We start from the raw sequence: 19,882 nt of genomic DNA, 5'->3' as shown, positions 1-19,882 counted from the left end.
GCAGGCATGCCGGCGCGTCGGCGGCACCGTGACGATCCGCCAGCCGCGTGCCGGTCTGCGCCAGTCAGACCGCGTTGCAGCGGCGGCGCTGGATCAGACCTGGCTCTCTCCGTTCGAGCACTCCACCTGAAAGACTGCGCGGTCCTCCAGGCGGACGGCGCTCAGGTGGCGACCCCAGAAACAGCCGGAATCGAGTGCCAGCAGTTTGTCTTCGATGCGTAGACCGAGCGCCGACCAGTGGCCGATGATCAGGACCGTGTCGGCGCTGCGCCGTCCCGGGATGTCGAACCATGGCAAGTGGCCTGCCGGAGCGTCCGCTGCCTCACCCTTGGTCTTCAGGTCCATCGCACCGCTCAGCGAACAGAAGCGCATGCGGGTCATGGCGTTGACGATCACCCGCAGGCGGGACCAGCCCAGCAGCTCATCGCTCCAGGAAAGCGGCTCGCTGCCCCACAGGTTGGCCAGGAACTCGGCGCAGGATGGCCCCTGCAGTACAGCCTCGACCTCGGCCGCGAGGGCGCGCGCGGTTGCGGCCGTCCATTGTGGCAGCAGCCCGGCATGCACGAGGCAGAAGTCGCCCTCGAGGTGGCACAGCTTCTGTCGTCGCAGCCAGTCGAGCAGCTCGACGCGGTCCGGCGCGACAAGAACCTCGTCGAGGGTGTCGCCCTTGCCGCGCCGGTCCAGGCCGGCCGCCACCATCAGCAGGTAGAGGTCGTGGTTGCCGAGCACGGTCGTTGCGGCCGGGCCGAGATCCCTCACGAACCGCAGGGTATCGAGCGAGCGCGGGCCGCGATTGACCAGGTCGCCGACCAGCCACAGGCGGTCCCGGTCGCGGTCGAAGCGGCACCGGTCGAGCAGCAGCAGCAGCGAATCCAGGCAGCCCTGAATGTCGCCAATCGCGTAGGTCGCCATTCGGCTGTTTCAGCCCGCAGCGTTGCGGGCCTGCCAGCGCCACGCGTCGCTGCACATCTCCGCGATACCGCGCCGCGCCTTCCAACCGAGAAGCTTGGCGGCGAGTGAGGGGTCGGCGTAGCATGAAGCGATATCGCCAGGTCGGCGCGGCGCGATGACATAAGGAATGGGGCGACCACTCGCCGACTCGAATGCACGTACCATCTCGAGCACGGAGTAACCAGAGCCGGTGCCGAGGTTAACCGTCAGCAGGCCCTGTCTCTCGCGCAGATAATCGAGGGCGGCGACGTGCCCGTCGACCAGGTCCATTACATGGATGTAATCCCTGACCCCGGTGCCATCGGCTGTCGGGTAATCACTGCCAAACACGTTCAGGCAGGGGCGGATTCCTTGTGCAACCTGCGCCACATAAGGCATCAGGTTGTTGGGCACGCCGTTGGGTTCCTCGCCGATCAGGCCGCTCGCGTGCGCGCCAACCGGATTGAAGTAGCGCAGGCGGGCAATCCGCCAGTCCGCCTCGGCGGCGCATAGGTCGGCGAGGATGTCTTCGATCATCAGCTTGCTGGCGCCATAGGGATTGGTCGCCGAGCGCGGAAAATCCTCACTGATCGGCACGGACGCGGGATCGCCATAGACCGTGGCCGACGAGCTGAAGATCAGCGTCTTGACTCCCACATCGGCCATGGCATGGCATAGGGAAATCGCCCCTCCGACATTGCAGTCGTAATAGCGCAGGGGTTGCGCGACGGACTCGCCAACCGCCTTGAGACCGGCAAAATGGAAAACGGCAGCCATTGGGGCAGCGGCAAGGACCCGTCGCAACAGGTCCTGATCACGAACGTCACCCTGGAAAAAGGATGGCTTGCGACCGGCTATCGTTGCGACGCGGTCGAGAACTTCGACCCGGCTGTTCGAAAGATCGTCGACCACGGTCACCTCGTGGCCGGCGAGGATCAGTGCGACGCAGGCGTGCGAACCGATATAGCCGCAGCCGCCGGTGACCAGGATATTCATTTGCTGGCTCCTTGTCATCAATGAGAGGTCCTGTTCTGCCATTATCGACAGACGGCAACCGATGACGACCGGTCTCTGGCAAATCAGCCTTGGCACCGGCCGCCGTCAGCCCTGCGGGCGCAGTTCGACGGCTATTTTGCGGCTGTTGCTGCGGCAAACCCGCACGCATGCTCCGGGCAGCCGCGCCGAGCGTCAAGGGCCTTGGCAAGAAAGTGGCTGGCAGCCCGGTGGCGGTGCCAACAACGAAGCCGAGAACTGGCGTCAGACGAGAAACTCGCTGCGGTGGCGGCCGTCGCTTTCGAGACTGGTGAGCCAGTTCGGTGCCTTGCCGCGTCCGGACCAGCTTTCTCCGTTGGGGCCACGATATTTCACGGCGACGGCCACCTTCGCCCTGGCGGTCGTCGCCGCAGCGCCGCCGATCTTGAAACCAAGATCGGCGGCCGTCAAACCGTGCTCGGCAATCAATTTCTTGGCCTGCGCAATGGCGTCGGAAACCTCGACTTGGCGTGCTTCTTCAATCTGCTTTTCGAGCAGCGCCCTTTGCGCGAGCAGTTCCTTGTAGCTGGCCATATACTCCTCCTTGAGAAAGCCGCATTTATACACCAAGAATCCCTGGTTGCAAACATTCTCCGAAAAATGTGAGTGGGCGGACGTAGAAGGCGTCCTGCGGCGGGCCGCGCAATACGACTCGATACCAGCGGCGGTGATCAGGATGTGTCGCCCAGAATCCGATAGCGTCCGTCGTGGAAAATCAGCGGCTCCACTTGTTCGTGACGCGAAAAGCGGTCGACGCGGCCGACGAAGATGATGTGGTCACCACCCGGATAATGGGCCTCGCTGCTGCATTCGAAGCACGCGAGGCAGCCGTCGAGAACGGGCACGCCACCCAGTCCGGCAATGGTGCGTACGCCCGAGAAACGATCGGGACCCCGGCTTGCAAAGCGATCCGAAATCCATGCCTGGTCCGCTGCGAGGACATTCACCGCATAATGCTGGGCGCGGCGAAACGCCTCCAGGCGCGGCGAATCGCAGGCAAGGCTCCAGAGAATCAGTGGTGGCTGCAGGGAGACCGAGTTGAAGGAACTGATCGTCACCCCGACCGGCTGCCCGTCGGGTGCCAGCGCGGTGAGGACAGTGACTCCCGTGGCAAAACCGCCCAGCGCATCGCGAAAGGCACGGCAGGCCATCGCGCGCGACGCCTGCGACGAATCCGGTAGCTGCTCTGGACGCAGGAGAGCAGCGATGGGATCGCCGATATCGAGGCTTTCCGGGGCATCAAGCGGCGGACGCATCAAGTTTCCATGAGGTGCGGCGGCGACGTGCTAAGATCGTTCGTCGGCAAGAGGGTTGGCTTTCAAGATGCTGCACGGCAGTCGCATTGACATCGGAGAAAAAGCTCGTCGGAACGCTGCCCGCTCTTGCCGGTTCGGCCGGAAATGCTGCAGAGGCTGCGTTGACGAACGGGACGGATGCCCATTATGGCTTTGTCGCCGGCGACTGTCGACACGGATGAGATCAATGGAACTGCCGCAGGGCGAGTCGGCGGCTTGGCTCACTCGTCCTCTCGCTGCCCTCCACTTGCCACGCAGCGTCCAGTGAGCGCTGCGGACGTCGCTGGCAGCGGGTTTGCCGAGCGGGTGGTGGCTTGGCAGAGGGTGAATGGGCGTCACGAGCTTCCTTGGCAACAGACGCGCGACCCCTACCACGTCTGGCTGTCCGAGATCATGCTGCAGCAGACGCAGGTGCGCTCGGTCATTCCGTATTACCAGCGCTTCCGCGCCCGCTTTCCGACTCTCGAGGCTCTTGCCGCAGCGCCGCTGGCGAGTGTCCTCGAAGCCTGGTCGGGCCTCGGTTACTACGCTCGTGCGCGCAACCTCCACCGCTGCGCGCAGACGATCGTCAGTCGGCATGGCGGCGAGTTTCCCGGCGATCCGCAGATCACTGCGCGCCTGCCGGGAATCGGGCGCAGTACGGCGGCCGCGATCGGCGTCTTCGCCTTTGGTTGCCGGGCGGCGATCCTCGATGGCAATGTCCGGCGTGTCCTGGCACGGTGCTTTGCCGTCGATGGCAGTGCTTCACCGGCCGTCGATCGACGGCGGCTGTGGGCGCTGGCGGAATCGCTATTGCCGACGACGGAGATCGAGGCCTATTCACAGGGGCTGATGGATCTCGGAGCAACGCTGTGCGTGCATCGTCAGCCCGCCTGCGACCGCTGTCCACTGGCATCGCTGTGCGCCGCCCGGCAGCAGGGGCGGCAGGCAGCGCTGCCTGTGCCGGTGACGAGGAAGCCGCTGCCGGAGCGCAGGGAGCGTGTCATCGTCCTCACCGATGGCCGCCAGGTCTTGCTCGAGCGCCGCCCCGCGAGTGGCATCTGGGGTGGCCTGCTGAGTCTGCCGGAGCTCGCCGGCGGATCGGTGGAGGCGCTGGCGCAGCGCAACGGTTGTCGCCTTCTGGTGACCAGCGAGCTGCCATCCATCAGGCACCGCTTCACCCACTTCCGCCTGGCATTGGCCGTTGTGCGCGCCGACGTCGAAATCATCGCCCGCAGCGCAGGCGAGCATCGTTGGCAATGGCTGCCGCTCGAGCGGGTCGGCGAGGCGGCGCTGCCGGCGCCGATCAAACGCCTGCTGCTGTCCTTGCGTCCGCCGCCCGCCGCCATCGCCCGCTCGGCGATGGCGGCGGCTGACCGGGCTGATCACTGAATCGGCGAAGGCGCCAAAAGGCCCCTATTGCCGCTGATACCGGCAGCGCTGCTGCCGACGTCTTGCCGCGCCGGATCCGGCTTCCCGACCTCGCTGGATGCGCGGGTCATCAGTCAGGAGCGGGTGCCAGCAACCGCGTGAACTCGTCCACCGGCACCGGCCGGCCGAACATGAAGCCCTGGTAGCCGTGGCAGCCATGACGATCGAGGAACTCGCACTGCGCTGCCGTCTCCACCCCTTCGGCGATCACCTTCAGGCCGAGGCTGCGGCCCATGGTGACGATGGTCTGCGCGATGATCGCATCGCTTTGGTTGTCCGGCAACCGACTGACGAAAGCGCGGTCGATCTTCAACTGATCGAGCGGCAGTCGCGTCAGATAGGATAGCGAGGAGTAACCGGTGCCAAAGTCATCCATCGAGAAGCTGACGCCAAGCTGCTTGATGGCATTCATTCGAGCGATCGTGTCGGCGACGTTGTCGAGCACGAGGCTCTCGGTCAGCTCCAGCTTTAGCCGCGTCGGATCGGCGCCGCTGCGCTGCAACAAGGCTTGCAACTGGTCGACGAAATCCACCTGTCGGAACTGGCGTGCACTGACATTCACCGCCACCTGCAGCTCGCCGGCCCGCGCGTCACCGCGCCAGTCGGCAAGCTGCGCGCAGGCGGTCGCCAGAACCCACTGCCCGATCGGCACGATCAGGCCGGTGTCCTCGGCCAGCGGGATGAACTTCCCGGGCGGGACGAGGCCGTGCTGCGGATGTTGCCAGCGCAGCAGGACCTCGGCGCCGAAGACCCGGCGCCGGGAGTCGACCTGGGGCTGGTAGTGGAGAACGAACTGTTCGTTCTGCAGGGCCAGGTGCAGATCCTCTTCGAGCTGCCGCCGGTCCCTGGCAGCCTGGTTCATGCCGGCGGTAAAGAACTGGACATTGTTCCGTCCGGCCGACTTGGCGTGGTACATCGCCGCGTCGGCATTGCGCATCAGTACTTCGACCGTATCGCCATCACCGGGAAAGACGGCAATGCCGATGCTCGAGGTCGTGTGCATGCCCTGCCCGTCGATCTGGTAGGGCTGTGACAGTGCGTGCTGGATCTTCATCGCGACTCGCTCGGCGGCAAGGGCATCGGCGCGCGAGAGGACGACGACGAACTCGTCGCCGCCCAGTCGGGCGACGATGTCACTGGCCCGGACGCTGCCGGTCAGTCTCTGCGACACCTCGAGCAGCAGCGCATCGCCGACGTGGTGGCCGAGGGTGTCGTTGATGTTCTTGAAACGATCCAGATCGAGGAACAGGATTGCCAGTGGACAACTCCCGCCCTCGCGTCGCGCCGCTGCCAAAGCCTGCTCGAGGCGGCCCTGCAGATTCGAGCGGTTGGGCAGCTGGGTCAGCGTATCGAAGTGCGCCAGGTGGCGGATTCTCTCCTCGGCAGCCTTGCGCTCCGAGATATCGACGAAGCTGCCGATGTAGTTCTCGACGCTGCCGTCGGCGCCACGGATTGTCGAGATCGACAGCCACTTCGGATAGACCGTACCATCCTTGCGACGGTCACAGATTTCGCCCTGCCAGTGGCCGCTTTTGTCGATCGCCTGCCACATGCCGCGGTATTCGTCCGTCGACGTGCATCCCGAGGACAGGAGGCGCGGGTCACTGCCGCGAACCTCGTCGGCGCTGTAGCCGGTGAGGCGCGAGAACGCGGCGTTGACCTCGACGATGCGGTTGTCCCGGTCGCTGACCATGATCGCCTCGGCGCTGTTCTCGAACACCGCCGCCAGCAGGCGCAGGCGCTGCTCGGTCAGGCGGCGCTCGCTGATGTCGCGCCAGAGGGTGTGCAGGATCACCTCGCCGCGCAGCGTGATCGGCGTCAGTGTGACTTCGACCGCTACCGCGTGACCATCGCGGTGCCGATGGGTCCACTCGAAACGGTGATAGCCGAATTCGTTCGCAGCGGCCATCATCGCTTGCGCCTTGTCCTTCGAGGGCTGGCCATCAGGCTGGTAAGGCGGCGAAATATCGTCCGGTCCGTGGCCGAGGAACTCCTCCTTGGACGGGTATCCGAGCAGGTCGAGAGTCGCGGTGTTGCAGTCGACGAACGCTCCGTTCTTGAGCAGCAGCAGTGGATCCTTGGCGTCCTCGAAGAGCCGCCTGAAGGCCTCCTCATTCTCGCGCAACTGCTTCTCGGCCAGCAGGCGCTCGGTTACGTCCTCCTTGACCGCGAGGTAATGCGTCACCTCGCCGTGATCACCGAAAACCGGTGCGATCGAGACGCTTTCCCAGAACAGCGTGCCGTTCTTGCGCCTGTTGTGCAGCAGCCCGGTCCACACCTTGCCGTCGAGCAGCGTCTGCCACAAGGTCTGATAGACTTCGCCGGGCACATCGCCGGACTTGAGGATGCGCGGATTCTGGCCGATGGCTTCAAGCCGGGAGTAGCCGGTGACGCGAGTGAAGCTCGGGTTGACGTACTCGATGTCGCCGTTGCGATTGGTGATGACGATGGTGACCGGACTCTGTTCCACCGCCTGCAGGAGGTTGCGTGACTCCTCCTCCGCCTGCTGGCGCTCGGAGATGTCGGCGAAAACCCAGATGCTTCCCTCGTGTGGCCGTCCGGGATCGATCGCGCGGCCGGTCAGCGCACCCCAGAAGAGGCTGCCGTCCTTGCGCCGTAGCGTCAACTCGGTGCTGAAGTTGCGCCCCTCGCCGACAACCGCGTAGGCGCGCTCGCCAACCCGCAGGAAGACATCGCGGCTGGGGTAGAAACACTCGGAAGATTCTCCGGTCAGCTCACCCGCGCGATAGCCGAAGATCTCCTCGAGGCGCCGGTTGCACGAGACGACCCGCCGCTCCCGCAGGTGGACGATGCCCACCAGTGCGTTGCCCAGCAGGGTTTCCATCTCGGCCAGCAGCTGGCGGTTGCGCCGCTCCATCCGCTGCCGCTCGCTGAGGTCGGCCAGCAGGTCGGCAACGATCGCCGGCTCTTCGTCACCACCCTGGACGACGAAGAGCGTGTGCAGCGCCGGTATGCGTCGACCCTGCAGCGACTGCAGTTCGAGTTCCCCGCTCCACTGCCCGTCACGGATGGTTGCCGGCAGGACGTGCTGCTGCAGTTGTTGCGCGTTTTCCGGGAGGCAGAAGCGGGCCAGCGAGTAGTCGCTGCAATCGGCGTCGGCCGGAACATCCAGCAAGCGGCGCAAGGCCGGGTTGGCGTAGCTCAGTTCACCAGTCGCCTGCAGCATGGCGATTCCCTGGCTGGCGTTGTCAGCCAGCCGCTCGAATACCGCCAGCCGCTCGCCCTTGGCGCGCTGCAGTCGCTCGCTGCAGATCAGGTCGGCAAGGACGGCGGCCGCGCGCGCCTCGCTGCGCCAGAGGCGAAGCAGCAGGATGGCGAACAGCGTGAGCAGCAGCAGGGCGGACATGCCGACGACCAGTGCGCGCGCGCGCCAGCCGGCGAAGAGCTCGTCCCGGCTGGCGCCGATGATGAAATAGAACGGGTAGTGCTCGAGCTGGTGGTAGCTGTAGACGCGCTGGACGCCGTCGGTCTGGGCGGCGAACTGCAGGGTGCCGCTCCTCGCGCCGCGGCTCATCTGCTGGCGGACGGGATGCTCCGACGAGAGCGTCCGGTTGACCTCGTCCGGGATGTGCGGCCAGCGGACCACCAGTCGCTGATCGTCGCTGCGCCGGAAGGAAATCGACCCACGCTGGCCGAGATCGACGGCACGAAAGATCTCCTGATAGCGGGCTAGGTCGAGCACCGCGCTGGCCAGTCCGAGAAAGGTGCCCTGCTCGTCGCGCAGCGCACGTGCGGCGATCAGGCTTGGCCGGCCAGTTGCCCGCGATTCGATGACTTCGGAGAAGAAGAGCCCGACCAGCGGGTCGTCGCGGAGGGTGATGAAGTAGTCGCGGTCACTCACCTCGATGCGCGGCGTCGTCGCGCGGCCGGAGCTGTAGAGCAGTCGTCCGCCGGCATCGAAGACCCGCAGACCGACGATCTCATCGAAATTCAGCAGCCGCAGGTCGAGTTCATCCCCGACTTGCCGCGCGTGTCGCTCGGCGGCCTGCCGGTTCAACACCGCAGACGGCAGAAGCCGCTCGATTCCCTGGAGTACCGCATCGGTCCGACGGAGGGTGGCGTCCAGGCGGGTCGCGAAGATTGCGGCATAATTTCGCGTTTTCGTCTCGGCCTCGCGCAGCTGCTCGTGATGGCTCAGCCAGAGTTGATAACCGAGCAGCAGCAGCACCCCCAGCAGCAGAACGCCGAGCCAGAGCAGCAGCATCCTGCGCTGACGGCGGTCGATGGCATGCGCTGTCCCCTGGCTCATCAGCCAATACTGCAGGACTTCGTCAGTGAAGGCAAGAAAGCCGACTGCTTCGGCGCTAGCGCTTCGCGCTGAACGTGGCCTCGCTGTTCCTGCCGATGGCCCAGCGGCCAAGGCCGACACCGAAGGCCAGGCTGACGAAGCCGGCTGCCCAGCCGGCAGGGTCGACGCGACCGAAAGTGTCGAGCGCGATGCCGAAGGCCAGGGGACCGATGCAGCCGCCGGCAAAACCGATCGCCGAGTAGAGCGCAAGAGCCGTACCACGTCGGTCGCCTGCGGTTTCACTGACCAGTCCGGCCGTCAACGCTGCCGAATCGAGGTTCATGCTCGCTGCGTAGACGAGCAGCAGGGGCACCAGGACATGCCCCGGGCGGTCGCTGAGGCCAGCGACGACGAGCGCCAGCATGCAGGACACGGGCATCACGGCCCGCAGCCAGCGACCGCGTCCCCAGCGATGCGCGCCCTCGTTGCCGAGGATGCTCGCTGGAACCGCGAGAAAGGTCGCCAGTGCGGCCACCACTCCCGGCATCGAAGTCCAGGCATCGGGCGACCTGCCGTGACTCCAGACGAGGTAGGCAACGAGCCAGGCGCGAAAGCCGAACAGTTCCCAGTTGTGACCGAAATAGGCGCCGCAGAAGGCGAGGATGCGCCGGTCGCCGAGCACCAGGCGCCAGTGGGTGGCGTGACTGCGCAGCGACGGCACGCTGGCAGCGGGCGCCACGGCCAACCAGATGAGCAGGACCGACAGGGCAGCACAGACGGCGGCCAGGGCAAACAGCACGGGCCAGGCAAGGTGGCGCTGCGCCAGTTCGATCCAGAGATACGAAAGGCCAACACCGACGCCGAAGGTAGCCGTGTAGAACGCCGTGCCACGCGACTGGGCGGCCGCCGGCAGGCGGTCGGTCAGTGCCTTGAGTCCGGGCATGTAGGTTCCGGCCAGGGACAGACCGGCGAGCCACCACCAGCCGAGCGCGGCGACGAAGCCGTCAGCGAGGAGCGCGAAGCCCGTCAGCGCGAGCCCGTTGAGGGCGGCGCAGGCGAGATGGATGCGCCGCGCGTCCACCCGGTCGGTGAGGCTCACGAGCAGCGGCACGGCGAGGATGTAACCGAGAAAGTAGACGCCGCCCAGCCAGCCGGCAGCGGTTGCCGACAGCGACCAGGCGTGCGACAGGCGTGGCAGCAGCGATGGCACAAGCGCGAAGCCGGCCATCGAAAGGATCTCGGCAGTGCAGAACACCAGCACCAGCAGCGTCGACGAGCGGACTCCTGACATCAGGTCCGCATGATCCGCGACGAACTCACCGCTCCGGCCCCGGATCGCCCCAGCGGGGGAGCAGCGAGTGGGAGACCTGCAACTGATCCAGGATGCGGGCGACGACGAAGTCGACCAGGTCCGCGACCTGCCGCGGTTGGTGATACCAGCCGGGACAGGGAGGCAGGATGACGGCGCCGGCGCGCGCCAGTCGCAGCATGTTCTCGAGATGAATGGTCGACAACGGCGTCTCGCGCGGCACGAGGATCAGCTTGCGGCCTTCCTTGAGGACGACGTCGGCAGCCCGTTCGATCAGCTTGTTGGCCAGCCCCTGCGCGATCGCCGCCAGTGTCCCCATCGAACAAGGGCAGACGACCATCGCATCCGGTGGGTTCGAGCCACTGGCGACCGGCGCGAACCATTCCTCGCGGCCAAAGACCTCGAGTTGTCCCGGCAAGCCGTAGAGGCGTTCCTGCAGCAGGCTGCGCGCCTCACTGGTACGGGCCGGCAGTTCAATGCCGAGTTCCTGGCGGGCGACGATCTGTGCCACCTGCGAGTAGAGCAGCTGCACCCGGCAGTTCGCCGCCAGCAGGCATTCGAGCAGCCGGAACCCGTAGGGCATGCCGGAAGCGCCGGTCAACGCGAGACAGATGGTTTCAGGCACTGGGGGCTCCGTTCTGCGGGATCGCTGGTTCGCTGAGAAGGCGGGCAGCGATGAGGCCGTTGATGACGCCGAAAGCGAGCGCCGCGCAAGCAAAGACGGGTACCAGGTAGAACAGTCCGTCATGCGGGACCAGCCACAGGCGTGCCAGCAACAACTGGCCGCTGATGTGGGCGAAGCTCGCCATGATGCTCCAGCTGACCGGCCCAAAGCTGCGCCGTGGCAGCCGATGCACCAGCGCCAGGACGAACAGGCTGCACGCAGCCCCGCTGACACTCATGAAGAAGCCCGGCGAAAGGAACTGCCCGAGCAACAGGCTGCCGGCAAGCACCCGCAGTCCGCTGACCCAGGCGGCGGCAGCCCAGCCGTGGCGAGCGAGGACGATCAGCGTGACGATGTTGGCGAGACCGGGCTTGACCCCCGGCAGGGGCAGCGGGATTGCCGCGTCGACCAGTGACAGGCCGATCGCCACCGCCGCGAGTTGCGCGATCCGCTGGTCTTCGGGCGTCGCCGCCAGTCTGATCGTTCGTGTGCCACCCGACATGGCGAGGGTCCGCGTGTCAGCCCACGCCCGGGCGACCGGCACCGATGTCGACGGCACTCATGGCTCGGAAATCGCCCGGCCGCGGGAAATGAAGGCGACCGAGTATCCTGCCTGGAACCGCGAGTGCAGGGCCTCGATCGTCGGCTGCGAGACGGGCACGGTCGCGTCCCACTTGATCGCGTAGTTGGCACCGGAGCCACCGAGGTTCTCGCGCTGCTCGACGAACAGCTCGAAGGTTCCGAACGGCGGAATCACTCGTGGTGCGGGCAGCGAGTTGCGCAGAAGGACGCCATCGGTGTTGTAGTAATTGGCCGAGACGACGCGGATCGAGTTGAGCGGATCGGTGTTGCGGACACTGACCAGGACCGACAACAAGGTGATGTCCGTCCTGCCGGTGGCGGCGACGTTGCCGTGCCTGACTTCGGAGTAGATCGGTACATAGACCGTCTGTCCCCTGGTCGGCGGTTCGATGCCCTCCGCCAGAACGGGTGCGTTGCTGGCAACGATGGCCAGCGCCAGCGCAAGGTGGCCGCCCGGATGGGTGAGGCGGCGACTTGGCAGGCGGCAGATGCGGCTGAAGATCATGAGCATTCCTCCAGGTGGTGGTGGTCGCGGCAGCGTTCGCAGAACGCGTGTTGCTTCAGACCAGTCTGACCGTCAACTCGCCAACTCCGGCCACCACGGCCTCGAGCAGGTCGCCGCGGGATACTGTGGATACGCCGGCCGGGGTCCCGGTGAAGATCAGATCGCCCGCTTCGAGGCGGACATGGGTCGACAGATTGGCGATGACCTCGGCCACCTTCCATGACATCTGGCCAAGGTCGCCATTCTGCCGCATCCGCCCGTTGACCCGCAGCTGGATCGCACCCTGTGCCGGATGGCCGCAGGCAGTCAGTGGAGCGATGGCGCCGATCGGCGCACTGTGGTCGAAGCCCTTGGCCATATCCCAGGGATGACCTTTGTCCTTCGCCCGCTGCTGCACATCGCGGCGCGTCAGGTCGAGCCCGACGGCATAACCGAAGACGCAGTCCAGTGCGCGCGACACCGGGATTTGCGCACCACCGGCAGCGAGAGCGACGACCAGTTCCACTTCGTGTTGCAGGTTGCCGGTCAGCGGTGGATAGGGTACGTCGCCGCCGCCGGCAACCAGCGCATCCGGCGGCTTGCTGAAGAAGAACGGCGGTTCCCGGCTGTCGGCGCCCATCTCGACGGCGTGGTCGGCGTAGTTACGCCCGACGCAATAGACACGCCGCACCGGAAACAGGGCATTGTTGCCGGTCACCGGCAGGGTGACCCGTGGCGGGGGAGAGAAGACATAGGTCATGGTGGTTCCTCGGCGGATTCAGACAGGATTGTCGACGTCCACGAAGCGGCAGTCGAGATTGAAACACTCGGCGAGGTGTGCGGCGAGTGCCATGATGCCGTAACGCTCACTCGCATGGTGGCCGGCGGCGAGGTAGGCGACCCCCGATTCGCGTGCGAGATGCGTGCTCGACTCCGATGCTTCGCCAGTCAGATAGAGATCGACGCCCCGCGCGATCGCCTGTTCGAACATCCCCTGCGCCCCGCCGGAGCACCAGGCGACGCGACGCACCAGCCGTTCGCCGTCGCCGAGGAGCAGGGGCGGCCGCTGCAGGGTGAGCGCGACGCGCTCGGCAAGCTCCCGGGCTGGCAAGGGCGCCGTCAGGTGTCCGATCCAGCCGAGATCCTGCTCTCCGAAGCGACCGTCGGGAGTCCAATCGAGGAGCCGGGCAAGCTGTACGTTGTTGCCCAGCTCGGGGTGGCTGTCGAGCGGCAGGTGGAAGGCATAGAGGTTGATGTCATGGCACAGCAGCGTCTGCAGACGGGTCTTGCGGATGCCCGTGACGCGGCCGTCCTCACCGCGCCAGAACCAGCCATGATGCACCAGGATGGTGTCAGCGGCATGCTCGACGGCGGTGTCGAGCAGTCGCTGCGTGGCGCTGACACCGGCGACCAGGCGGCTGACCTCCGGGCGTCCTTCCACTTGCAGGCCGTTTGGGCAATAATCCCGGAAGCGTCCCGGCTCGAGCAGATCCTCCAGGTAGCGGGTCAATTCTTCGCGTTTCATCCCAAGGCTCCGGTTTTTCGCCCATGCGCAGGCTCTGGCTGATTTTTGCACAAACGGTGACGGTTGGTCTTGCCGTCCTCTTCGTCGTCAGCACACTGAAGCCCGACTGGCTTGGCCGGTGGGCACCGGTCGGAACCAGTGTCGTCGCCCTGCGTGAAGCGGCGGCGCCCGCCGCACCCGCCAGATACGCCTCCTATCGCGAGGCGGCCGACAAGGCGCTGCCGTCGGTCGTTCACATCTTTACTTCGCAGAAGGTCAGCGCCCGCCGCAACCCGCTGCTCAATGATCCGGTCTTCAGGCATTTCTTCGGCGATGGCGGCGACGGCGAAGCGCCAAAGACCGCAGGTCTCGGTTCCGGCGTCATCGTCAGTTCGAGCGGCTATGTTCTCACGAATTTCCATGTCGTGGAGGGTGCCGATCAGATCGAGATCGCCCTCAGTGACGGGCGCAACCTGGATGCCCGGCTGGTCGGCAGCGATCCGGAGTCCGATCTGGCGGTCCTGCAGATCATCGAGCTGAATGGCAAGGATCTGGCGCTGCCGGCGATCACTCTTGGCAGAATGGACGATATTGCCGTCGGCGATGTCGCGCTGGCGATCGGCAATCCGTTCGGTGTTGGCCAGACGGTGACGATGGGAATCATCTCGGCCCTCGGGCGCTCGCATCTTGGCATCAACACTTTCGAGAACTTCATCCAGACCGATGCTGCGATCAATCCCGGCAACTCGGGTGGCGCGCTCGTCGACAGCCAGGGCAACCTGATCGGCATCAACACGGCCATCTATTCGCGCTCCGGAGGCTCTCTGGGTATCGGTTTCGCGATTCCGATCTCTCTCGCGCGCAACGTGATGGAGCAGATCATCGCCACCGGCAGTGTGACGCGTGGCTGGATCGGCGTCGAGGCGCAGGAGATCACCGTCGACCTGGCGGAATCCTTCGGCCTGCCGGATACGAGTGGCGCACTGATTGCCGGTGTTCTGCGCGGCAGCCCGGCCGACGTCGGCGGCATCAAGCCGGGCGACATCCTGCTCACGGTCGATGGCCGCCCGGTGAAGGATCCACAGGGCATGCTCGACCTGATCGCCAGTCAGAAGCCGGGTGAAACCGTGGCGTTCAGGCTGCGCCGCCAGAATGGCGTCGTCGATGCCAGCATCCGCATCGGCAAGCGCACGCCGCAGCGCCGCGAACGCGAGTAGAGGCTGGCGATGTGTCAGCTGCTGGCGATGAACTGCAACGTGCCGACGGACATCTGCTTCTCCTTTGCCGGTTTCCAGGCGCGTGGTGGCGCCACCGACGTGCATGCCGATGGCTGGGGCATTGCCTTCTTCGAGGGGCGCGGCATGCGCTTCTTCCTCGATCCGCAGCCTTCAGCCGTGTCGCCGGTCGCCGAACTCGTACGCAGCTACCCGATCCACTCGAAGAACGTCATCGCCCACATTCGCAAGGCGACGCAGGGAATCGTCGCGCTCGAGAACACGCACCCCTTCATGCGCGAACTCTGGGGACGCTACTGGATCTTCGCCCACAACGGCAACCTGCCCGACTTTGCCCCCACTCTCGACGGCAGCTACACTCCCGTCGGTCAGACCGACAGTGAACGCGCCTTCTGCTGGTTGCTGCAACAACTGCGGCGGCGCTTCGGCAGATCTGCGCCCGGCCAGGCTGAGCTGTTCGACGAGCTGCATCACCTGACGCTGGATCTCGGGGCGCGTGGTGCCTGCAACTATCTTCTGTCGAATGGCGACTGTCTCTTCGCCCACTGTTCGACGCAACTGAGTTTCATCGTTCGCCAGGCACCCTTTGCCGTCGCCCATCTTCGTGACCAGGATCTGAGCATCGACTTCAGTGCCGTCACGACTCCCGACGATCGAGTGGCGGTGATTGCCACGGTGCCGCTGACCGACAACGAGTCCTGGACGACGATGCCCAGCGGCAGCCTGTGGCTGTTTGCCGAAGGCGCTCCGGTCGGCCATCGCCAGACGATTGCCGGAGCTGAGTCCCGGCCGCCGACCTGACCCGCGGGCTCTGTCGGCAGCCGCGCGGGATCAGGCATTCGGCTTGCGTTCGGCCTGCTGTCGGTCGGTGTCCCCGCTGACCGCGTCCATCTCGGTACTGGACGCCGGCTTCCACTCGCCGCTCTCGTGCCTGACTGCCGTTGCCGCGGAACCGTCGTCACTCGCCGTGGGCGCGGGCCGGCGGTGCAGAAAGCGTGCAAGCAGCAGGCCCAGTTCGAAGAGGAGGCAGAGCGGGACCGCCATCATCAACTGCGAGATGACGTCCGGCGGCGTGAAAATGGCGCCGATGACGAAGGCGCCGACGATGACGTACGGACGCCATTCCCTGAGCTTTTCGACGTCGACGATACCGGCTTGCACCAGAACGAGCACCGCCACCGGCACCTGAAAAGTCACGCCGAAGGCAATGAACGTGGTGAGGACGAAGGCGAGGTACTTCTCGATGTCGGTCATCCAGGCAACACCCTCGGGCTGCACCGACGCCATGAAACCGAATACCGTCGGAAATACGAGAAAGTAGGCGAAGGCCATGCCGACGAAGAAGAGCACGATGCTGGCGCCGACCAGCGGCAATGCCAGTCGCTTCTCGTGCGCATAGAGCCCGGGCGCGACGAAAGCCCAGATCTGATAGAGTACGTAGGGCAGCGCGATCAGGAAGGCGACCATCAGCGCCACCTTCATCGGCACCAGAAAGACGCCGATGACGTCCGTGGCGATCATCTGGCCGCCTTGCGGCAGCTTGGCCAGCAAGGGATGCGCAAGGAGCGCGTAGATGTCCTGCGCCCAGGGGGCGAGACAGAGGAAGACGATCCCGATCGCCAGCAGGGAACGGATCAGGCGGTCACGCAGTTCGACGAGATGCGATAGGAATGAATCTTCGGGCAGGTTCATCGTCGGATCAGGCACTCGGCCCTGGCTTGCCGCGATCGACCGCTGCTCCATCAGGGTCGGCCAAGACCGGCGCCACGGCCGGCGACGGCGCCGTCGGCACATCCGCCTGCGCTCTCTGCAGGTCGCTGCTGACGGCCTCGGCCGTCACGGTGAGCGCCTGCTTCGCCGCCTGCATCTCGCTGCTCAGACTGTTCTCGACGCTGCGCGCCGACTCCTGGATCTCGCTCTGCAAGCGGCGCAGCTCATCGAGTTGCATTTCGCGGCTGATATCGGACTTGACGGTGCTGACGTAGCGCTGCAGGCGGCCGAGCAGATGCCCGGCGGTGCGCGCGACTCGCGGCAGCCTTTCGGGCCCGATCACCACCAGCGCGACGACGGCGATCAGCATCAGCTCGGAGAAGCCGATATCAAACATGTGCGTTCATCCGTGTGGCCGCAGGCGATAGGAAAGGCCAGTGAGCGGGCGGGCGCCGTGGCCGTCGCACGATCCCGTTGCGCTCTAGCTACGGGTCTTTTCCCGGACCTCGCCCTCGATCGTCTGACCGCTCGCCACCTGTGGTGGTGGCGCCGCCGGGGCGGCCGGCTCGGCCGCCTTGTCCTCGCCTGCTGCGTCCTTGATCCCGTCCTTGAATCCTTTCACCGCGCCACCGAGATCGGCGCCAAGATTTCTCAGCTTCTTGGTGCCGAAAATCAGGAGAACGATGATCAGGACCACCAACCAGTGCCAGATGCTGAAAGAGCCCATGTCAGGCCTCCCATGAGGTGAATGTTGATGCCCCGGCGCGCAGCACCATCCCGTGCCTGCGTGCCATCAGGCGGTCGAAGGCGCCGTCAGATGCGCTTGAGCATGGGTCCCACGGGATCGGGACCCCCGACGATGTGGGCGTGCAGATGCTGCACTTCCTGATGCCCGATGCGGCCCGTATTGATGATCACGCGAAAACCGTCCGGGCTGCCCTGCTCGGCAGCCAGCCGGTTGGCTACCGCGAGCATGCGGCCGAGGACCGGGATGTCGGCGTCGTCGACCGTCGCCAGCGAAGTGATGTGTCGCTTCGGGATCACCAGCAGGTGCACCGGCCGCGCCGGGTTGATGTCGTGGAAAGCGAGGATCTCATCATCCTCGAAAACCTTGCGCGCCGGAATCCGTCCAGCGACGATGCGGCAGAAGAGACAGTCCTCCATCGCTCAGCCCTTCCGTGACTTCTTCTCGTCGATTCCCGAGATGCCTTCGCGGCGCCGCATCTCCTGCAGGACGTCCTCGATCGACAGACCGTGGAAGGCAAGCAGGACCATGATATGGTACAGCACGTCGGCCGATTCCCAGACCACATGCAGCCGGTTCCCCTCCTTGCCGGCCATGATCAGCTCGGCACACTCCTCGCCGATCTTCTTCAGGATCGAGTCCGGCCCCTTGGACATCAACTGTGCGGTATACGAGGTTTCCGGGTCTGCCCTGCGACGTTCGAGCAGCGTTTCGGAGATCCGGTGCAGCATATCCATGTTCATTTGCCGTATATGTCCCTGGGCGCCTTGATCACCGGGTCGACAGCGACCCAGGCGTTGCCCTGCAGTTGATAGAAGAAGCAGCTCTCGCGGCCGGTATGGCAGGCAATGCCTCCCTGCTGCTCGATCGACAGCAGAAGGACATCACCATCACAGTCGGTACGAATCGACTGGACCCGTTGCCCGTGTCCCGATTCTTCGCCCTTGCGCCACAGCCGCCGACGCGAACGCGACCAGTATACCGCGCTGCCGCTGTCAACCGTTGCTTGCAACGACTCCCGGTTCATGAAGGCGAACATCAGCACCCGGCCGCTTGCGGCATCCTGTGCGATCGCCGGCATGAGCCCCTGGGCATCCCACTGCAACGCCTCGAGCCAGTCCTTGCCCGGGTCCAGGTCGCTCACAGCCGGACCTCGATGCCGTGCCGGCGCAGGTAGTCCTTGGCCTGTCGAACCGTGTATTCACCGAAGTGGAAGATGCTTGCGGCCAGCACGGCGTCGGCGTGTCCCTGCGCGACCCCTTCGGCCAGATGTTCGAGATTTCCGACTCCACCGCTGGCGATCACCGGGATGTCGACCGCGTCCGCAATCGTACGCGTCAGCGGCAGGTCGAAGCCACTGCGCGTGCCATCACGATCCATGCTGGTGAGCAGGATTTCGCCGGCACCGAGTTCCTGCACCCGGCGGGCCCATTGGACGGCGTCGATGCCAGTGTTGCGGCGGCCGCCATGCGTGTAGACCTGCCAGACTCCGGGCGCCGACTGTTTCGCATCGATCGCCACGACGATGCACTGGTTGCCCACCTTGGCCGACGCCTCGGCGACCAAGTCGGGATTCTCGACCGCTGCGGTGTTCATGCTCACCTTGTCCGCACCGGCATTCAGCAGGCGACGGACGTCAGCAACGGAACGTACGCCGCCGCCGACCGTCAATGGAATGAAGACCTGTGCCGCACAATCCTCGACGACGTGCAGGATGATGTCGCGCTGATCGGACGACGCCGTGATGTCGAGGAAGGTGACCTCGTCGGCGCCCTGCTCGTCGTAACGACGGGCGATCTCCACCGGATCGCCGGCGTCACGCAGATCAACGAAATTGGTGCCCTTGACGACGCGGCCGGCAGTGACGTCGAGGCAGGGAATGATCCGTTTGGCCAGTGCCAAGGTCAGTTACCGGTGGCAGCACGCCGGGCGACGGCCGTGCGGATCATGTCTTCGTACCCTGATCGGCGGTCGCCTGCGCCATGGCAAAGTCGAGCGAACCATCGTAGATGGCTCGCCCGGCGATCGTTGCGCTGATCCCTTCCGCCTCGACGGCGCAAAGCCGCCGGATGTCGTCGAGGCTGGACAGCCCACCGCTGGCGATCACCGGGATCAACAGGGCCTGCGCCAGCTTGACCGTCGCCTCGATATTGATTCCGGAGAGCATGCCGTCGCGCCCGATATCGGTGTAGATGATCGCCTCGACGCCGTAGTCTTCATACTTCCGCGCCAGGTCGATGACATCGTGCCCGGTCATCTTCGACCAGCCGTCGACCGCCACTCTGCCATCCCGGGCATCGAGGCCGACGATGATGTGGCCGGGAAAGGCGCCGCAGGCGTCGTGCAGGAAGCCTGGATTCTTGACTGCGGCAGTGCCGATGATGACGTAACTGACGCCGTCATCGAGGCAGCGCTCGATCGTGTCGAGGTCACGGATGCCGCCGCCGAGTTGCACCGGGATGTCGTCGCCAACTTCCTCGACGATCTCCTTGATCGCCCGTTCGTTCTTCGGTTTGCCGGCGAAGGCGCCGTCGAGATCGACCACGTGCAGGCGCCGTGCGCCCTGCGACAGCCAATGGCGCGCCTGGTCGCGGGGAGAATTCGGGAAAACGGTCACCTGGTCCATGAGGCCCTGCTTGAGTCGGACGCATTGTCCGTCCTTGAGGTCGATGGCGGGAATGATCAGCATGGCGGAGACAAGAGAATGAGTTGGTACAAATCAGACACGGCGGC

The 19,882-nt window shown here is 65.4% G+C and carries 22 protein-coding genes; 3 read left to right on the top strand and 19 right to left on the bottom strand.

The window, feature by feature from the left end; all coding sequences use genetic code 11:
- Positions 1-93: 93 nt before the first annotated feature.
- From V5B60_RS07020 to V5B60_RS07005, 4 genes are all read right to left on the bottom strand, one after another.
- Positions 94-912, bottom strand: a complete 819-nt coding sequence (locus V5B60_RS07020; RefSeq protein WP_332346342.1) for a symmetrical bis(5'-nucleosyl)-tetraphosphatase — start codon at positions 910-912, stop codon at positions 94-96.
- 9 nt (positions 913-921) lie between these two features.
- Positions 922-1,926 (bottom strand): UDP-glucose 4-epimerase GalE, encoded by a 1,005-nt coding sequence (gene galE / locus V5B60_RS07015; RefSeq protein WP_332346340.1) that lies wholly within the window; start codon positions 1,924-1,926, stop codon positions 922-924.
- Positions 1,927-2,187: 261 nt separating this feature from the next.
- Complete coding sequence (locus V5B60_RS07010) at positions 2,188-2,496, bottom strand: H-NS histone family protein (protein ID WP_332346339.1); 309 nt, start codon at positions 2,494-2,496, stop codon at positions 2,188-2,190.
- A gap of 137 nt (positions 2,497-2,633) precedes the next feature.
- A complete protein-coding gene (locus V5B60_RS07005) occupies positions 2,634-3,113 on the bottom strand; it encodes a flavin reductase family protein (protein WP_332350459.1) in 480 nt (159 codons plus the stop codon).
- A 408-nt stretch (positions 3,114-3,521) separates the two neighbouring features.
- Here V5B60_RS07005 and mutY point away from each other — a divergent pair, with 408 nt between their 5' ends.
- A complete protein-coding gene (gene mutY / locus V5B60_RS07000) occupies positions 3,522-4,628 on the top strand; it encodes an A/G-specific adenine glycosylase (RefSeq protein ID WP_332346338.1) in 1,107 nt (368 codons plus the stop codon).
- A 109-nt stretch (positions 4,629-4,737) separates the two neighbouring features.
- On the opposite strand, the gene V5B60_RS06995 is transcribed toward mutY, so the two are convergent.
- The 7 genes from V5B60_RS06995 to V5B60_RS06965 are packed head-to-tail and all read right to left on the bottom strand — an operon-like array spanning position 4,738 to position 13,480.
- Positions 4,738-8,937 (bottom strand): bifunctional diguanylate cyclase/phosphodiesterase, encoded by a 4,200-nt coding sequence (locus tag V5B60_RS06995; RefSeq protein WP_332346336.1) that lies wholly within the window; start codon positions 8,935-8,937, stop codon positions 4,738-4,740.
- 55 nt (positions 8,938-8,992) lie between these two features.
- Entirely contained in the window at positions 8,993-10,207 is a 1,215-nt protein-coding gene (locus V5B60_RS06990; protein WP_332346334.1) for an MFS transporter, read from the bottom strand.
- A 25-nt stretch (positions 10,208-10,232) separates the two neighbouring features.
- The gene (locus V5B60_RS06985) at positions 10,233-10,850 is read right to left on the bottom strand and encodes a flavin prenyltransferase UbiX (RefSeq protein ID WP_332346332.1); all 618 of its coding nucleotides are present in this window, start codon (positions 10,848-10,850) and stop codon (positions 10,233-10,235) included.
- Positions 10,843-11,391, bottom strand: a complete 549-nt coding sequence (locus V5B60_RS06980; protein WP_332350457.1) for a Gx transporter family protein — start codon at positions 11,389-11,391, stop codon at positions 10,843-10,845. The genes V5B60_RS06985 and V5B60_RS06980 overlap by 8 nt, the downstream gene beginning before the upstream one ends.
- 57 nt (positions 11,392-11,448) lie before the next feature.
- Complete coding sequence (locus V5B60_RS06975) at positions 11,449-11,976, bottom strand: DUF3124 domain-containing protein (RefSeq protein WP_332346331.1); 528 nt, start codon at positions 11,974-11,976, stop codon at positions 11,449-11,451.
- Positions 11,977-12,031: 55 nt separating this feature from the next.
- Positions 12,032-12,715, bottom strand: coding sequence for a fumarylacetoacetate hydrolase family protein (locus V5B60_RS06970; RefSeq protein ID WP_332346329.1), 684 nt, complete (start codon positions 12,713-12,715; stop codon positions 12,032-12,034).
- 18 nt (positions 12,716-12,733) lie between these two features.
- Positions 12,734-13,480, bottom strand: a complete 747-nt coding sequence (locus tag V5B60_RS06965) for a Nif3-like dinuclear metal center hexameric protein (protein WP_332346328.1) — start codon at positions 13,478-13,480, stop codon at positions 12,734-12,736.
- A gap of 23 nt (positions 13,481-13,503) precedes the next feature.
- Between V5B60_RS06965 and V5B60_RS06960 the strand changes: the two genes are divergently transcribed.
- Both V5B60_RS06960 and V5B60_RS06955 read left to right on the top strand, forming a co-directional pair.
- Entirely contained in the window at positions 13,504-14,676 is a 1,173-nt protein-coding gene (locus V5B60_RS06960) for a trypsin-like peptidase domain-containing protein (RefSeq protein WP_332346327.1), read from the top strand.
- 9 nt (positions 14,677-14,685) lie between these two features.
- Positions 14,686-15,495, top strand: a complete 810-nt coding sequence (locus tag V5B60_RS06955) for a class II glutamine amidotransferase (protein ID WP_332346326.1) — start codon at positions 14,686-14,688, stop codon at positions 15,493-15,495.
- A 30-nt stretch (positions 15,496-15,525) separates the two neighbouring features.
- On the opposite strand, the gene tatC is transcribed toward V5B60_RS06955, so the two are convergent.
- The 8 genes from tatC to hisA form a co-directional block, all read right to left on the bottom strand.
- Positions 15,526-16,386 (bottom strand): twin-arginine translocase subunit TatC, encoded by an 861-nt coding sequence (gene tatC, locus V5B60_RS06950; RefSeq protein ID WP_332346325.1) that lies wholly within the window; start codon positions 16,384-16,386, stop codon positions 15,526-15,528.
- 7 nt (positions 16,387-16,393) lie between these two features.
- Positions 16,394-16,801 carry a Sec-independent protein translocase protein TatB gene (gene tatB, locus V5B60_RS06945; protein ID WP_332346324.1) on the bottom strand — a complete coding sequence of 136 codons (408 nt, stop codon included), beginning with the start codon at positions 16,799-16,801 and terminating at the stop codon, positions 16,394-16,396.
- Between the two features lie 84 nt (positions 16,802-16,885).
- Positions 16,886-17,131 carry a Sec-independent protein translocase subunit TatA gene (gene tatA, locus V5B60_RS06940; RefSeq protein ID WP_332346322.1) on the bottom strand — a complete coding sequence of 82 codons (246 nt, stop codon included), beginning with the start codon at positions 17,129-17,131 and terminating at the stop codon, positions 16,886-16,888.
- Between the two features lie 86 nt (positions 17,132-17,217).
- Positions 17,218-17,568 (bottom strand): histidine triad nucleotide-binding protein, encoded by a 351-nt coding sequence (locus V5B60_RS06935; RefSeq protein WP_332346320.1) that lies wholly within the window; start codon positions 17,566-17,568, stop codon positions 17,218-17,220.
- A gap of 3 nt (positions 17,569-17,571) precedes the next feature.
- Positions 17,572-17,892, bottom strand: a complete 321-nt coding sequence (locus V5B60_RS06930; protein WP_034893375.1) for a phosphoribosyl-ATP diphosphatase — start codon at positions 17,890-17,892, stop codon at positions 17,572-17,574.
- On the bottom strand, positions 17,889-18,293 hold the full coding sequence (gene hisI, locus V5B60_RS06925) for a phosphoribosyl-AMP cyclohydrolase (protein ID WP_034939548.1): 405 nt from the start codon (positions 18,291-18,293) through the stop codon (positions 17,889-17,891). Before hisI ends, V5B60_RS06930 begins: the two co-directional genes overlap by 4 nt.
- The gene (gene hisF, locus V5B60_RS06920) at positions 18,290-19,051 is read right to left on the bottom strand and encodes an imidazole glycerol phosphate synthase subunit HisF (RefSeq protein ID WP_332346318.1); all 762 of its coding nucleotides are present in this window, start codon (positions 19,049-19,051) and stop codon (positions 18,290-18,292) included. Before hisF ends, hisI begins: the two co-directional genes overlap by 4 nt.
- A 43-nt stretch (positions 19,052-19,094) precedes the next feature.
- On the bottom strand, positions 19,095-19,838 hold the full coding sequence (gene hisA / locus V5B60_RS06915; protein WP_332346317.1) for a 1-(5-phosphoribosyl)-5-[(5-phosphoribosylamino)methylideneamino]imidazole-4-carboxamide isomerase: 744 nt from the start codon (positions 19,836-19,838) through the stop codon (positions 19,095-19,097).
- Positions 19,839-19,882: the final 44 nt, after the last annotated feature.

This window comes from Accumulibacter sp., assembly GCF_036625195.1.
GTDB lineage: Bacteria > Pseudomonadota > Gammaproteobacteria > Burkholderiales > Rhodocyclaceae > Accumulibacter.
This window is presented reverse-complemented; position numbering and strand designations above follow the sequence as displayed.